The organism is Niallia oryzisoli (genome assembly GCF_043641075.1).
GTDB classification, from domain to species: Bacteria; Bacillota; Bacilli; order Bacillales; family Cytobacillaceae; genus Bacillus_BD; species Bacillus_BD oryzisoli_A.
The window spans coordinates 480,049-495,413 of the sequence record NZ_JBHZRC010000001.1 but is presented as its reverse complement, the minus strand read 5'-3'; the positions used below and the strand labels follow the sequence as shown (position 1 = coordinate 495,413).

Genomic DNA, 15,365 nt, shown 5'->3' with positions numbered 1-15,365 from the left:
TTATTATAAAACACTAAAGTTTAACTGAATAATGGCTTAATCCTCCACACGTATGATCAACCATTTAGTAAAGAAATTAAAAGTCAGAGTATTGGAAAAGACAAAATAAAAAAGCAATTCATTTGTCATTAATAAATTTTTATGAAATAATACCAACATTCTACGAAATTCGACAAGGGGATAAACAATATGACAAAGGTTTTGGAAAAGATGATTACAAAAGACTTTTATTCAGCAATAATGGAAAGACGTTCGTATTACTCAATTAGTAATGAACCTGTAATTTCTGATGAGAAAATCCAAGAAATTATCAATATGGCTGTATTACATAATCCCTCACCTATGAACTCCCAAAGTTCAAGAGTAGTTCTACTATTGGGTAAAGCTCATTTCACATTATGGAATATGACGAAAGAAACGTTACGAAAAATTGTTCCGGCAGAAAACTTTGAACCAACAGAAACTAAATTGAATAATTTTAGAAATGGATATGGAACAGTATTATTCTTTGAAGATCAAGATGTTGTAAAATCTCTTGAAGAAAGATTTGAATTATATAAAGATAACTTCCCTACATGGTCTCAACAAACTTCTGGAATGCTTCAAAATACGTTATGGACAGCATTAGAACTAGAAGGTTTTGGTGCTTCTTTACAACATTACAATCCATTGATTGATGACGAGGTAAAAGAATTATGGAATATCCCGAGTAATTGGAAACTCATTGCCCAAATGCCATTCGGTAAACCAACAGCAGCTCCGAATGAAAAAGAATTTCAACCGATTGAAGAACGAGTATTGGTTATTAAGTAATGAATTAAAAGGGAAACTCTATTTGGTGTTTCCCTAAATAAACTTGGAATTCTAGTATCGCTGCTTCTTTTTAACTAAACCTTCTAATAAATCCTCCGAATCATATGCTAGTTCATTCATTTATACACGTTCTCCGTTATTCTATAAATATAGATACCACCAGACATTAAAATTACTCCCTATCGTACCTCATTCTTTTAGAAAATAACCTACCATTTGTATCCGAAATTACCCCTTCAAAGTCATGATAATCCAGTTTTTCGATTCTATGAATTTTATAATATTCACATAATATCCTTATTAGGCTATCATATGTTTTATAGAGATAGAATCACCATCTTTCTCAGTAATTAGATCATTTGCAATTTTTGTTTTTAAGAAAGGAATACTAAATGCTATATATTTGGGATATCGAGAGAATAATTAAAGAGACATTAGAGGAACATCATTTAAATATTAAGTATGAGTTCAACAACGAACTAACCGCACCTATGAGTTATAATGTATCCACCAATACGATAAAGTTTAATTATCTTAAGGTTAATGGTTATATAAGCATTATGAAAGTACAGTTGAAAGAATCAAATGAAAACCTCGTTAAAATTATTCTATATCATGAAATCGGGTATTATTTAGATTTCAAGAAAAACAAACATGATTTAAGGATTCTAATGTATGGGGATGACGTAGAAAAAGAAAGGCTTAAATCTGAAATCGAAAAGAATGCTTGGGAATATGGTAGAAATATAGTGCCTCAACCATTATTGGAGTCATATGACAAAACACGTGAAGTAAATAAAATGTTAGTTAAGGGAGTAGAATAATAGTTGGGTTATTGGTACAGCTCGAAAATATTGTTTTTAAAATTGGGATCTATCCGTCCTGACTGCCAAAACTCCGGTATTCAGCTTGTTAAATTCCATTTGAAATATGTTAGGCGAATAGAAACGGTTTATTAAAAAAGTGGATATTCGCCACTTATTGTTCGACCAATTCTCTTATACTTACTCCTAACAAGTGCTCATTAAACGACTTATTACTCCTTTGATTTATGCCGCATTATCCCTAGCAATAAACATTCCCTCTTTTTATCTTATACAGAGTCCGCTCGGTACCATGTTAAATTCTAAAGGCACTTAATAATTCAGTTAAGTTCAATTTCACAAAGATTCATTCAATAAATGATATAACAACAAAAATACTCCGGTGCTTCACGGCTATTTAGTTCCTATGGTATAATGACAAAAGTTAGTCAAGCTCCTCCGTTGACATCGGATTATCTTAATGATTTAAACAGGATTTTTAAATTATTAATGGGAGTGAGTTTATATATCATTTACGGGGTGGAGGGCCTTTTAATGACCCATTTGGAAAGCCTTGTTGAACATTATGGCTATTTCATTATTTTTATTGTTCTTATACTAGGCATTGTAGGACTCCCTATGCCTGATGAGATCTTTCTTACCTATGTTGGATATAATGTTTTTCTTGGTAAGATGTCACTGTACTATGCCCTTTTGATTGCTATGGTTGGGGCCATCATCGGAATATCGATTAGTTATTTACTAGGTCAAAAGCTTGGTCTTCCGTTTATCAGACGATTTGGTCCAAGAGTTAAAATATCAGAAAAGAATATTGACTGGGTTCATACACGATTTCACAAATATGGTGGAGTTTTCTTATTGAGTGGTTATTTTTTACCAGGAGTCAGACATATAACGGCCTATATTGCAGGTATTACCACCTATCGCTATTTGTATTTTGCTTTTTTTGCTTACCTAGGTGCGGTCATTTGGGTCTCTTCTTTTATCATGCTCGGAAACATTTTGGGAAGTAATTGGGTGATCATCACACATTATCTGCCCCAGTTTTCAAAAATAATGTGGATCCTATTCTTTATTTGGCTTGTATATTTCTTCATTTCACATCGAGCACCAAAGAAAAAATACTAACTATTACTTATAATTAAGGTGAAGAGAACCTATGGAAATAAAGAAAAGTATACCTAATATTTTTACGTTAGGTAATTTATATTGTGGTTTCCTGTCAATTGGATATGCCGCTGATCATCAATTTAAAAATGCTGCCGTTTTAGTTTTAATCGGGATGATGCTAGATAGTATGGATGGACGTATTGCTAGAATGCTGCATGTAGAAAGTCAAATAGGAAAAGAATTAGATTCCTTAGCAGACATCGTAACATTTGGGGTTGCCCCCTGTTTTTTAGTGTATTACACAATATTGCATAATAATGGCATGATTGGCTTTGCTGTCGCAGGACTATTCCCCTTATTTGGGGCATACCGTTTGGCAAGATTTAATGTGACACCAGAAAAGGAATCTAGCAAGCATTTTACCGGCGTTCCCATCACGGCTGCTGGTGGAATACTAGCAATATTAACTCTATTTAATAAGCTGATACCGAGTGTTATTACCATTGTTATTTTTACTGCTTTATGTTTTTTGATGGTGAGTACAATCAAAATTCCAAGCTTTAAACAAGTGCCTTTACCTAAGTATGGTACGATTGTCACCATCTTTTTAGGAGCATTATTATTTGTAGTCAATATAGAATCACACGGGAAATTTCCTTATTTATTATATGTGGCGACCCCGCTCTATCTTATTTATATCTCCTATCGTTTCATTAAATTTAAAAGAAATACATAATGGAACTGCCTTGATATGATAAGAGGTTCGAGTGTATCTATTATAAGTAAAAAGCAATCCCCACAGAGATATTACTTACATGCAAAAAGCCTAAACCTTTCAGGATTTAGGCTCTTTCTTCAAGATACGAACTTTTATTCTTCCGATTGATTCCTACTACCATATAAAAAGTGGATAGTAAAACTGCTACGAAGCTGCCCCAATAGAGTCCCTGGGCCCAGACCGTTCCAGAATCAGATCCTATGTTGACGCTGTGGAGCCATGCTAGGAACCAAACGGGAAACACAAGGTAATGGGCTTTTTTCCAGGCTGATTTTCCAACTGCTTTCATGAAATCCGAGGTCACCACTACCAAAATGAGCAGATAGGCAGAAATGGTTCTAATGCCTATAAGAAAACGATGATTTTCCGACATAAATGGTATTAAAACAGTAGACAAGGAATAGGGCTCGTAATGATCAAAAAAGAGAAGGAATGCATGCAAGGCAATTCCAAGCAGCGCAACTTGTCCAATGATTTGATGGAATTCAAGTATTGGAGCCTTCTTCCGCGGAATATGCCGGTAAATTCCGGCTAACACAGACAAGGTCAACAGCAGGTATGCAGCAAGCCCAGTAATTCTAACCAAAAACCAAATCCAATTCATATAGCAACCTCCAAATCTGAGTATAGTGTCGAATTCCCGCCAACGGCCATTTGACTGTTATCAAAATAGATAAAGTAAGCAAAGTTTGAAAACTGTTTTGTTACCAGAGCCTTGGCTTCCTTAAAAGGAAGAATGCAGAATACCTTTGAAATCGTTTCAGCCTCCATCACTGTACTAGCAATCGCGGATGCCTGCAGGACTCCATTATTGGCAACGGCTCCGGTCCTCCCATTAACAATATGATGATACCTCTTCCCTTTTGAACTCCATGTCCGAAGGTTTTTCCCGGAAGTGGCGAGCGAGTTATCTTCTATATAAAATCTCAGCATATCCTTTCCTTTAAGCAATGGATGTTCAATCCCTACCTGGTGTCTGCCTATCGCATACAAATCTCCGCCAGCATTGACTAATGCATCCTTTACATTCTCCTTATGGAGTAGATTTATTGCCTTGTCAACAATGTACCCTTTGCCAAATCCTCCAAAGTCAAATGAAAAATTACTCTTCTTTATGATCCAGCGGCTTGCTATCTTTTCAATTGGTTCCTCCCAAAAACTTGCTTGCTGAGACTGAATCCCATCCATTTTCGGATTAAAGTCCGATGAAAATGAGCTGGTATAGCCAATTGACTTCATAACATCACCGATAAATGGGTGGATGACATAATTCACCTTTCGGGAGAGCACGATAGATTTCCACAACAGCTCTGCCAGGGTTTCTTCCAAATATACGGGAACATCGAGTGGACTTTGATTCAAATCAGCAAGCGGATTGTCCGGCAAAAATCTGCTTGCTGTCTGTTCAAATTGAAGAAACAAGCTTTGCACCCTTTCCTGAAACGAAGCTTCGATCCCACACAGCCTGATTGTTGAGTTCATTGCTGAAAATTCTATCAATGGGAAGACCCCGAGCTTCCTGCTCCCTGTTCAAACCCGCCGGATGGAGCTTGAAAATATTGGTCCTGACTGCTTTCTGAGTCCTGGCTAGGCTGTTCCTGGTCTCCCCGCTGGTCATGCCCATGTCCGTGGAAAAACTCTTCACCATCATTGGTTCCAAAATCATTTGTTTCAGTTGAATTACTTGAATCTGGGATATCCGATAAATTATCCTGTACCCCTTCATCGATATTTGCAGCAACTGTAGTATTGTCAGCTCCTTTTTCTGTATTGCCGGCAACAAGCCCGGCAAACGCCAGCAAAGACGCGGAAGTAATGGAAATAACAGACCATTTGACTTTTTATTCATTTTTCTTTCTCCCTTCCTGGTTTCTGTTTTCTATTATGCTGAACAAAGCTTAAACCAACCTTAAAGACATATAAATCTAATTGATTTAGAGCATTTGAATCTTCCTGTGAATCATTGTTCTGTTCAACGCAAAAGAGATCACCTAAGGTGATCTCTTTTGGCCTAAACAATATCGACTTTTCTTAATAATTGTTATGGACCACTCCGTTCCGATTGCAAGCAAAAATATTGGCTGAATGACCCCACACGTGCTATTGCTTCCATTAATATTCGCCTTTAATGACAAAAAAAGAGCCCCGAATGGTTCCAGCAAGTTTAGACCTCTGCTTTGCAAACTTAAACTTTCCTTCCAACTCCTTTGGTACCTCCATCCCCTCAGAAAGCTTAAAACCTACGGCCCGCTTCGGCTTAGGCCTGTCAACCGTATACAAGACGTTAACTGCCAGACCATCCTCATAAAAGACAAAGACCCATTTGATGTTTTCCACTTGAACACGTGACGTTTCTAAAGGTTTGGCTGCAAACTCAATATCACGTTCTTCCTTCAAAATTCGATTCACATACTTAACTGTCTCTTGACTTTCTATAGCTGGTACAACCGTAAATTCATGCTTGTATTTGTTCATAAAGTACCTAGCCTCATTAGCACGTAAACCAGCTAACGCTTCAGCTACGGGTGAAGATTCTAGACCCACTGTGGACACATTTTTAAAATCAACGATATAGACCATTTTCATTCCTCCCTTTATTTCCTTACAACAGGAATACACAATACACATTTCATAATAAACTAAGCTATTTATATGCCTTAGGTAAAGATATCAAGGTCAGAGAAGTACAGACGATGTTATAGAAGGTCTACAAAAAAGATTATTACTATACTACCCATGAGTAATGCAGCTAAAACTCTTATAGATTCCAAAGAATGCGAGGTATTACTCTTTTTATCATTCACCAAACACAGCTTAAACATATCTGACAACATTTTTTTATGATATACTACATTTCGCTAGTTAGCTATTTAATAATTATCCGAAAGAAGGTATTATATGAAAATTGATATTCCAAAGATTTCTCCTAAGTTATCTGAGAGGAATTTTCATGATATTTTCATTGAAGAAGATCCAATGCTTGAAATGTGTGTCATTGCCGACACTGATTTTACAAATGAGGCAGTTGAAAGAGTACGACTATATAATGTAGAAATAAAGAATTGCAAGTTTACTAATACAGATTTCAGTAATATAGATATGACTGATGTTCGTTTCGAAAATTGTGATTTATCAAATGTAAATATGAGCAAATCCTCCATCCATAGGGTTGAATTTCTTAACAGTAAATTAGTCGGTTGCGAATTTACGGAATCCTACATTGGCCATGTTAAATTTGAGAACTCGATAATAAACTTGGCTACTTTCGGAAACTCAAAACTCGAAAAAGTTATCTTTAAAGAGGTATCATTACAAAATGCAGATTTTTATGACTGTAAACTAAAAAAGGTTGAATTCGATTTATGTAATCTCAATGAAGCAAACTTTGAACAAACATCACTAAAAGGAATAGATATTAGCTCCTCTACTTTTGAATCACTTACTGTTTCAATGAATGATTTAAAAGGTTGTAAGGTATCAACTGATCAAGCTATTCGCTTTGCATCCCTTATGGGGTTGATCATTAAAGCGTAGTCTTGTTTTGTTCGCTAATCGGGCCATTTCAAGAAAATGGCCCTTAATTCGGATTGTTCTGTATCAAAGTAGGTTTCCCGAAGACTGTCAAAAGAGAGGCTACCTTCTAAAATACTTCATGATCCTCTATGTTAATTCTTCACTTCAAGCATCGTTAGTGAATAATCACCAATCTGGCCTTCTTCATACAAATTTGCAATCGAAGTAGAATATTGCTTAATGGTACCTCTAAACGATAGGTCTCTTTCAGGCACTTTTATATCAAATGTTCCTTGGTATAATAACGTTGTTATTTCATGATACTCCTTACTCGTGACCTCAAAATCAACTGAGATTTCATGTAAATGACTCACTGTTCTTTGTTCATAACTGTTCACTTTTATTAAAGTATTATTTAATATAATTTCTTTTACCATCGAAACGTCTCCGCTTTTTTTATTAAAAGAATATCATTTAGATGATAGAGCAGCAAATCGATTAGTATTCTGTTCGTTTAAGGATAGGAGGCGTTAATAAAATTAATATGACCCTCTGTTGATTTCAGTGTAAGGCACGAAGACTCCTATGATCAACCCAAAGAGCAACAAGCTAGAACGACTATCTACAACTGAATAATGAAGCTATGAATAAAAAAATACATACCAGCATCCAATAAAATTTACCTTGAATGCTGATATGTATTTGGTTATTTCAGTATATTTAATGACTTATTCAAATAAGTTTCCACTAAGCGAAAACTAAGCTCATCCTTCAATAACTCTGGATGCCATTGCACAGCAAATAGTGGGGATGTTGAATCCTTCAACTCATAGGCTTCAATGACTCCATCTTCTGCCCATGCAAGCGGAGTCAAATCTGAAGCCAACTGATCTATGCCTTGGTGATGATAAGAGTTTACTGCTGGCTTCTCCCCTATCACGTCTTTCAGCCATCCAGTGGTTTTAACTTGGTGTGCAGGCTCTGTGTATTTCCCTGTATGGTGTTGGATATCTGTATGGATTAAGGAGGTATCCTGATATAAGGTCCCCCCTAATGCAACATTGATCAATTGAAAGCCGCGGCATATCCCGATGATTGGAATGCCTTTCTTTCTGGCAAAGTGAAAGGCAGAGATTTCAAATTCATCCAGGCTTTTATTACAGCCAGCCGTCAGTGGATGACGCTCAGCGCCATAAAGACTTGGATCAATATCCTCAAATCCTCCAACAAGCGCCAAAACATCTAATCTATCAATAATATCCACGTTATTACGAGAATCAATTACTACCGTATGATAACCTAATTTTTGAAAAAAGGTTAGATTATCCGATGCTAGAAAAGTGATATCGAGAGGATCCGATGAAGTTTTTAAATAATGATGTCTCCCGACAAACCCTACTAGTTTTTTGCTCATCGATAATGCTCCAATCTCTTCTCCATGCTCGATTTCCATGGCTTAATTTGATCTATTTGATGAATACACTGCATGATTCGATCATAATCCTTCCGATCAATCGCGACCCAGCTATCATCAGGCAGCTCTTCATAAACAGAGTAATCCCAAAACTCCGCATCTATTACGGCGGATGCCAAACTCTTATACTTACTTAGCTCCTTTATAAGCAGCTCTTTTTCATCCATATATCAATACTCCTTTATAAGTGGAGGGCTCTGCCCCACTGCTATAGCGCGTTAATGAAGTGGGGGACTGTCCCCCACCGCTTTAATGTGAACCAGTAATTTATTAGAGCATTTCAAAGTATTCCTTTTGCTCCCACTCAGTTGTTTCCTCGTCAGCATTTTGAATATCTGCCTCTTTAATGTATTGCTGATAACGTCCCATTTCACTTTCTTTTAAGGCAACAATGTAGTTTATAAAGCTTGTGCCCATTTCTTCAAGGAACATTTCATTATTTTTTAATTCATCCACTGCTTCATTTAGGCTTAGCGCAAGGGATGGGCGATTTTCTTCATATGGAGTTACACTAGGTACACCTGGATCTAATTGATGATCCACACCATACAAGCCTGAAAGGATCTGGGATGCGATATATAGATATGGATTTGCGCCTGGCTCACCTGCCCGATTTTCAATATGGGATGTTGGATCTCCGGCTTTCCCGTGTACATTGATCATCACGCCGCGGTTAAATACACCCCATACTAACCGGGTAGGAGCTAATGAATTTGGCTTAAATCGTTTATAACCATTGATTGTAGGTGTGGTAAATACGGAAGCAGCACGGGCACTCTCCAAGATACCTGCAATATAATGCTTGCCAAGCTGGCTGATTGGCTCCTGTTCGTCCATAAACAGATTTTCACCAGTCTCTTTGTCAACAATCGATTGATGTAAATGCCATCCACTTGAATAGAACCCTTTTAAATGAGGCCGGCACATGAAGGTTGCTAAATAACCATGCATTTTTGCCAATTGCTTTACAGCCAATTTAAAATACATGAAAGTATCGGCCGCTTCCATTCCTGGAATAGGATCAAAAACAAATTCATATTGTCCTGGTCCCATTTCATTTTCCATTGTTCTTAAAGGCATTCCCATTTTCATAAGGTTCTCAGCTAAAATCTCTAAAAAATCGTGTACTTCTTGATCAAACGGATCACCTTGATACCAATAACCATGTTCAACCGTTTTGACCTTCGGTGCTACAGGTGGAAATCCATTGCTTCCATTATGCTCTACATCTAACATAGGGTCTTCAATTTTTGTTAAATACCATTCGACCTCCAAGCCAACCATCACTTCCATATTTCGTTCGTGGAGCTTGGATAATGCATTTCTATATACCTGTCTCGCAGAAAAAGGAACTGGTTTTCCGTCTGTAAAATAGATATCACACATAATAATTGCTGTGCGGTCTGTCCATGGAATATATTTAAATGACAGTGGGTCAGGTACAAGGGTAACGTTTGGACAACCAGTCATTTCGGGTACCCCATATCCGCCACCAGGAATAAATGGATTAAACACAACGGCATAGGCTGTATCAAATATGAACGTACCCGTACTAATATTCAAACCATTTTTTAAGGAACTAAGAAATACATTTTTCGGTACTCTTTTGCTTTTCAGCATCCCATGTGGATCGGTCCAGGCAACTCGGACAATTAAAAAGTCTCTTTCTTCAATATCTGCAATGATTTTTTCTGCCGCTGCTCTTTGTTCCTCTGTCCATAATTGATATTTACTAATAAATCCTTCATCTAATTTTGATAAGGTTTCAGCCATACATACACGATCCTCTCCATCAATTTTAATAAAACGGATTGTTTAGAGTAAGTTTGATAGTTTAAAAAAGAGTTTAGGAAAAGTGGAATTACAACATAAATGTCATATTTTCATGACCTTGGTCAGAGTTAATGAGATTTACCATTTTCACGTCAATTTTCCATTGACCCTCTACTTTTTTTAATTTATACCCATACCAGCCATTGTATTGTCTTAATTCTCCTACACGTAACTCTGATAGTTGAAAATTACAGCGGGCAAAAACAACATCATTTGTGTTTCCATATCCCATTTCCCAATTGCCTAGCATTCTTCTTGTTCTAGACATCGGCAGCTGTGAATACGCATATCCTGTTCGTAATCGATAGATTCTATCTTCTAGTCTCCTGCGATCATCAAACGCATGACTGACTTCTATCCGTGGATCACCTCCACCTGGTTTAATTGGAATCCAGTATAAACATTTATCTGTATATAATGATAAAAACTCATCAAATCGATATTCATCCAGCAGTCTGCATTCCTTTACAATAATTTTTTCACATTGATTACGTACGACAAGGTCCTCTAATTCTAAATCCCCGTCCCATACCGATAATTCATTGAGTAACTCTCGATAAAAATCATCGTTCACATAATACGAATAGATGGAAGTGTTTTGTTCCTTTGCATGGGTATTCAATAAGACATCTCCCTTCTAATAGATTCATAGTCAGCTTTGACCTTCGACTCACTCATGATTCTTTTCCACTCACTAAAATAGCCCCGTATTGGAAGTTCATCTGTCACAGGTGCAGTAATCACTCCATTTTCATCCACATGATGTGCCTCAGTCATCGTCAGTCCCCTATTTAGAAAGACCCATTCAACTTCCGGAATCGATAGACCGCGCTGGCATTCTGCCCAGTTCGTCACATCATCTGGTTCACCAAATGCAGGAAAATCCTCCTGTGTTCTCATCCTTAATGTATTTATTTCCTCTGGATAACCATTGATTGTTGTGGCATACCAGACGATCTGGGTTTGATCAGCTGCTATTGGTTCCACTACCTGAATCTGATTACCAACTAATAGTAGATTAGGGAAAATTGTTAAATTCATTTGTGAACCCACTGCTTGATCTAAATATCGATACGCTTTTTCTCCATACTTCTGCACCATTTGTTCTTCCAACGCCTCTCTTCCAGGCTGAGGTCGCTGCTGGCTCCAGAACTTACCGTCTCCCCCTTGATAAGACGGCCGCTGGTCTAAAAAGATGTGTCCATTACCTAAATATTGCACATACATAGGGCCGTCATCCGGCTTTTGCGTAAAATAGACCATATCGCTTTCCTTTTCCCCAGCTTTTAGATATCTCTCATTAATACCTAAAAGCGAGCGGTGAGAAAAAGTAACATGATATCCATCTGCCGCATTATCATAGACAAACTTCCAGTTACATTTCATAAGTTTGCGATGGGCATTGCTGGTGATACGGATATTTTCTGCACCGCCGTTATGCTCTAACCATTGATCCAATAGCACTTTGGCATTTCCTAAATACTCTTCAAGACTGGGCCCAGCTTCGTTTAATGTACCAAAAATAAATCCTTTATAGGTTTCTACTCGAGCCTGTTTAAGATTAAATTCAGGGGACTTTAATTGATCACCATATGCTTTTGGCCATGGTGCACCTACAAAACTGCCGTCATTTTTAAAATTCCAGCCATGGTACGGACAGGTAAATTGCTTAGCTTTCCCACTTTCCATGCGGCACAGTGTTGCACCTCTATGTGTACAGCGGTTAAAAATAGCTCGAATCTTGCCCTGTTGGTCCCTTTGAATAATAATGGGTCTTTTGCCAAGATAGCCTGTTTTATAATCATTGACTTCCGGGAGTTCACTTTCATGTGCTAAATAAACCCAGGTATGTTGTCCAAATACCTTAACCATTTCCTCATCAAAAATCTGAGGATCTGTATAAACAGTACGATGTACCCGATCATCTTGAACCAATTTATCCCAATTGTACATTAGCTTCCCTCCAAATGGTCATTTCAAGCTTTTCTTTAAGACATTTAATAGTTTGAATTTACTGAATATTTAACCTTTGGTCAATAACTAAAACTGTAATAAATCTTTACACTTAGGAAGTTGACAATATATCGATAGTTTTAATATAATTAATTATTAGAATATTGTGAATTTATTTGAAACACCTTGGATATCATTTAACTTCTTAAATCCTTTTATATCACCTATCACAAGCAATAGATCTGGAGGTTGTGAAATGGTATCAACAGATTTTTTAAATAACATTCATTTATTATCGATTCCGGAACAAATTGCAAAGTCTATTAAACAAGCGATCATAGTTGGGAAAATTCCATACGGGCAGCCGCTTCCCTCCCAATCAACGTTAGCAGACCAGTTTGGAGTCAGTCGCCCTACCATAAAAGAAGCCATAAGCTATTTATTAGATTATGAGATTATTGAACCCATTTCCAATCGATTCGGAGCCTATAAAGTTTGCGACTTCCCGCCAGAAAAGATTTCACAAAATATATATGAAATTTTCAACCTCTCACTTATTTCCCAAACCGTCACACATCAAGATTTATTTGAACTACGGAAAATGATTGAAATACCTGCAGCAAGTCTCGCAGCCCTAAGAAGAACAGAAAAAGAATTATTTGATTTAGAACAATGCCTTAACCACAAGAATTGGGAGTCCCTTTCAGTAGAAACGCTGTTACATATCGATATCCAATTTCATTATTTACTTTGTAAAAGTGCACATAACCCACTATCCCAAGCAATCATGACCTCTATTATCCAAATTACAGAGGAAAGACCACCTTATATTCCAATGGAAAATAAAAAGTATATCCTTCAAGGTCTTTCTGAACTATTAGAAGCAATCAGGCAGAAGAACCCTACAAAAGCCTCGATGGAAATGGAAAAGCATTTGTACTACGCCAAAAAATATATTCAAGCGGGTCAGTAAACACCTGTTATTTAGCCATAATAGAAAAGGAAGAGATCAATCGATCCCTTCCTATACACACTACACACATATTCTCTTATCCAACCGCATCCTGAAAATATTGATGCATCAAGAAACTAACGATTTTTCTTTAAAATTTCCGACTCCATTCATCATCCAATATGACGCCCTTTGCATCGATATAAGCCAAAATAACAGTCCCATGCTCAAGAATTTCTTCGTTTTTTATATATGAAATGAACGTATTGGCAGCTATGTCATCTTGACTCCTCTTTTCTCTTGATAGAGTAATACGGATAATCGGAGAAACAGGATATTCTTTGTAACTTCCTGAATCCATAGGGCTTAGTTTTAAATCTTGTCCAATTTCATCATCAATATACACGTGAAATTCATTTACCTTTTCAAAATTCTCATTTATGTATGGGTGAATATCATTCTCTAACTCTTTTATCCATTTATCTGCAACATAGGTGTCGACAAGCTCGCTTGTTTCGCTGTCATGGTAAATGAGGAAATCAATTTTATGTACCTTATCTCGTACCTTTGCTGCATATTCAAACTCAAAGTTCCCCATATTATCATACAATGTATCATATACCTCGAAGTTATCGTTGAAGGTGTGATTAATATATTCTTCAGCATCATTTCTTATCATTTCTTCTTTATCACTATCCGGCATCATCCCGATATAAAAAGAAATAACTAGAATCATAATCCCCAATAACAGAATACCTAGAATAGACACTATTATTATTACAGGTTTTTTCATGCTTCCCCTCCTTATTATCGACTATAAAATGTACCACATCTCCTTTTTCACCAACGTTATTATAAATGTACTACTTGCTCCAAATACGTTATCCTTTAGGATATATTTAATGAATTTAAAATATAAACATCATACGTTCCGTTCGGAAAGATCGTCTATCGCCTGAATAGCTAATTGCAATGCTTTTATTCTTCTTTCTAACAGCGTTCTTTGAGGACTGCCTTCTTTGGACTTAGCATAGATGCTCTCGATGGATGGGAATAAACTAGCAAGAACATTGCGAGCCTCAACAAAATCCGTCTGGGTGTAATGCTGAGGAGTTTGACTTTGATTCCAAATGGTTTCTAGTATGGCTAAACCAATTTGAAGAGCATTAAGTCGTTTCGTTATTAAAGTTATATTAGCGCTTTTTTGATTCATCTGAGCCAAGGCCTTTTCGGTTTTTCGAATTGTTGATTGGAAGGATTTTATTGATTCCAGCTTTTCTGTACTTGATACGTTTTCCATTTTAGTACTGTCCTCTTTTCGTCTCTTAATATAGCTTGAAGTTTGCCTAAATAAGAAGAGCAAAATAACCCTAAAAAGTGAAAAACCTCGCGCTTACTTATCAAGGTTAAAATCATCTTCACAATATATCATCCTTCTAAAATCTTCAACTAGAAATCCTTTATTCCAGCGGTCGGAAGTTAAGTCCTTTGTTATCTTCGAGCTTGGCTTGAGTATAAATTGTTAGAGGTAACAAAGAGAAAAAGGACAGACGAACAGCACTTAAGCCAAGCTGTAATTGCTCAATGTGTGCTGTCCCTCTATCCTTTTTATTGGAACTCAGTTTCTATATGATTCGATAAAAAAATTTTGGGAAAAATGGTTTCCGGCTCTAATTATTTTGCATTTTCGTCTGGTTGATGGATACCGAAGATATTTCCTTCCGGATCAAAATAATAGCCTTGCCACGCCATTCCTGGTAATGCATGTTTTGGCAAAGCTACCTTGCCGCCGTTTTCAAGAATTTTTGCTTCAATTGAGTCATAGTCTTCAACTCCCATTGTACATGCATAGCCATTCAATGCCTGACCTTGTTCTGGTGGAGGACCTTGTCTCTGCATCAATGCTCCATTAATGCCAAGTTCAGTGTCATCGCCAGTTACTGCACCGAAGTATGGCATTCCTGCATACTCACTCCAGTCTTGAAAAGTCCAGCCAAATACTTCTCCATAAAACGTTTTAGCCCGATCCATATTATCTACATGAATTTCGAAATGAATTAATCTTCCCATCTTCTCCTCCTACGATTCAATCAATTGTTTGCGTTAACATCCTAG

At 36.9% G+C, this 15,365-nt stretch carries 20 protein-coding genes; 6 read left to right on the top strand and 14 right to left on the bottom strand.

What is annotated here, in order from left to right; translation table 11 throughout:
- The first annotated feature begins 210 nt into the window (after positions 1-210).
- The 4 genes from ACHUFV_RS02635 to pssA all read left to right on the top strand — a co-directional run bounded on the left by ACHUFV_RS02635 (position 211) and on the right by pssA (position 3,483).
- Entirely contained in the window at positions 211-813 is a 603-nt protein-coding gene (locus ACHUFV_RS02635) for a nitroreductase family protein (RefSeq protein ID WP_394233354.1), read from the top strand.
- Between the two features lie 392 nt (positions 814-1,205).
- Entirely contained in the window at positions 1,206-1,637 is a 432-nt protein-coding gene (locus ACHUFV_RS02630) for a hypothetical protein (RefSeq protein ID WP_394232054.1), read from the top strand.
- A gap of 534 nt (positions 1,638-2,171) precedes the next feature.
- Entirely contained in the window at positions 2,172-2,765 is a 594-nt protein-coding gene (locus tag ACHUFV_RS02625; protein ID WP_394232053.1) for a DedA family protein, read from the top strand.
- Positions 2,766-2,796: 31 nt separating this feature from the next.
- Positions 2,797-3,483, top strand: coding sequence for a CDP-diacylglycerol--serine O-phosphatidyltransferase (gene pssA, locus ACHUFV_RS02620; RefSeq protein WP_394232052.1), 687 nt, complete (start codon positions 2,797-2,799; stop codon positions 3,481-3,483).
- Positions 3,484-3,589: 106 nt separating this feature from the next.
- On the opposite strand, the gene ACHUFV_RS02615 is transcribed toward pssA, so the two are convergent.
- The 5 genes from ACHUFV_RS02615 to ACHUFV_RS02595 all read right to left on the bottom strand — a co-directional run bounded on the left by ACHUFV_RS02615 (position 3,590) and on the right by ACHUFV_RS02595 (position 6,105).
- The gene (locus ACHUFV_RS02615; RefSeq protein ID WP_394232051.1) at positions 3,590-4,129 is read right to left on the bottom strand and encodes an iron reductase; all 540 of its coding nucleotides are present in this window, start codon (positions 4,127-4,129) and stop codon (positions 3,590-3,592) included.
- On the bottom strand, positions 4,126-5,007 hold the full coding sequence (locus tag ACHUFV_RS02610) for an FAD:protein FMN transferase (RefSeq protein ID WP_394232050.1): 882 nt from the start codon (positions 5,005-5,007) through the stop codon (positions 4,126-4,128). Before ACHUFV_RS02610 ends, ACHUFV_RS02615 begins: the two co-directional genes overlap by 4 nt.
- A gap of 14 nt (positions 5,008-5,021) precedes the next feature.
- Positions 5,022-5,327, bottom strand: a complete 306-nt coding sequence (locus tag ACHUFV_RS02605) for a hypothetical protein (protein ID WP_394232049.1) — start codon at positions 5,325-5,327, stop codon at positions 5,022-5,024.
- 43 nt (positions 5,328-5,370) lie between these two features.
- Complete coding sequence (locus ACHUFV_RS02600; protein ID WP_394232048.1) at positions 5,371-5,544, bottom strand: hypothetical protein; 174 nt, start codon at positions 5,542-5,544, stop codon at positions 5,371-5,373.
- 93 nt (positions 5,545-5,637) lie between these two features.
- A complete protein-coding gene (locus tag ACHUFV_RS02595) occupies positions 5,638-6,105 on the bottom strand; it encodes a phage tail protein (RefSeq protein ID WP_394232047.1) in 468 nt (155 codons plus the stop codon).
- A 318-nt stretch (positions 6,106-6,423) separates the two neighbouring features.
- Here ACHUFV_RS02595 and ACHUFV_RS02590 point away from each other — a divergent pair, with 318 nt between their 5' ends.
- Entirely contained in the window at positions 6,424-7,059 is a 636-nt protein-coding gene (locus tag ACHUFV_RS02590) for a pentapeptide repeat-containing protein (RefSeq protein WP_394232046.1), read from the top strand.
- 131 nt (positions 7,060-7,190) lie between these two features.
- Here the strand turns inward: ACHUFV_RS02590 and ACHUFV_RS02585 are convergent, their stop codons facing one another.
- The 6 genes from ACHUFV_RS02585 to ACHUFV_RS02560 form a co-directional block, all read right to left on the bottom strand.
- Positions 7,191-7,475, bottom strand: coding sequence for a DUF3219 family protein (locus tag ACHUFV_RS02585; RefSeq protein ID WP_394232045.1), 285 nt, complete (start codon positions 7,473-7,475; stop codon positions 7,191-7,193).
- A 269-nt stretch (positions 7,476-7,744) separates the two neighbouring features.
- Entirely contained in the window at positions 7,745-8,452 is a 708-nt protein-coding gene (locus tag ACHUFV_RS02580) for a gamma-glutamyl-gamma-aminobutyrate hydrolase family protein (protein ID WP_394232044.1), read from the bottom strand.
- The gene (locus ACHUFV_RS02575; RefSeq protein WP_394232043.1) at positions 8,449-8,679 is read right to left on the bottom strand and encodes a hypothetical protein; all 231 of its coding nucleotides are present in this window, start codon (positions 8,677-8,679) and stop codon (positions 8,449-8,451) included. The genes ACHUFV_RS02580 and ACHUFV_RS02575 overlap by 4 nt, the downstream gene beginning before the upstream one ends.
- Positions 8,680-8,782: 103 nt before the next feature.
- Complete coding sequence (locus ACHUFV_RS02570) at positions 8,783-10,285, bottom strand: glutamine synthetase family protein (protein WP_394232042.1); 1,503 nt, start codon at positions 10,283-10,285, stop codon at positions 8,783-8,785.
- Positions 10,286-10,373: 88 nt separating this feature from the next.
- Positions 10,374-10,967: an aromatic-ring-hydroxylating dioxygenase subunit beta gene (locus ACHUFV_RS02565; RefSeq protein WP_394232041.1), complete on the bottom strand. Its 594-nt coding sequence runs from the start codon at positions 10,965-10,967 to the stop codon at positions 10,374-10,376.
- Entirely contained in the window at positions 10,964-12,298 is a 1,335-nt protein-coding gene (locus tag ACHUFV_RS02560) for an aromatic ring-hydroxylating oxygenase subunit alpha (RefSeq protein WP_394232040.1), read from the bottom strand. Before ACHUFV_RS02560 ends, ACHUFV_RS02565 begins: the two co-directional genes overlap by 4 nt.
- Before the next feature lie 256 nt (positions 12,299-12,554).
- On the opposite strand from ACHUFV_RS02560, the gene ACHUFV_RS02555 reads away from it, so the two are divergent.
- On the top strand, positions 12,555-13,271 hold the full coding sequence (locus ACHUFV_RS02555) for a FadR/GntR family transcriptional regulator (protein WP_394232039.1): 717 nt from the start codon (positions 12,555-12,557) through the stop codon (positions 13,269-13,271).
- Between the two features lie 130 nt (positions 13,272-13,401).
- Here the strand turns inward: ACHUFV_RS02555 and ACHUFV_RS02550 are convergent, their stop codons facing one another.
- From ACHUFV_RS02550 to ACHUFV_RS02540, 3 genes are all read right to left on the bottom strand, one after another.
- On the bottom strand, positions 13,402-14,043 hold the full coding sequence (locus ACHUFV_RS02550) for a hypothetical protein (protein WP_394232038.1): 642 nt from the start codon (positions 14,041-14,043) through the stop codon (positions 13,402-13,404).
- A 129-nt stretch (positions 14,044-14,172) separates the two neighbouring features.
- Positions 14,173-14,550, bottom strand: a complete 378-nt coding sequence (locus tag ACHUFV_RS02545) for a hypothetical protein (RefSeq protein WP_394232037.1) — start codon at positions 14,548-14,550, stop codon at positions 14,173-14,175.
- Positions 14,551-14,924: 374 nt separating this feature from the next.
- Entirely contained in the window at positions 14,925-15,320 is a 396-nt protein-coding gene (locus tag ACHUFV_RS02540) for a VOC family protein (RefSeq protein WP_394232036.1), read from the bottom strand.
- Positions 15,321-15,365 lie beyond the last annotated feature (45 nt).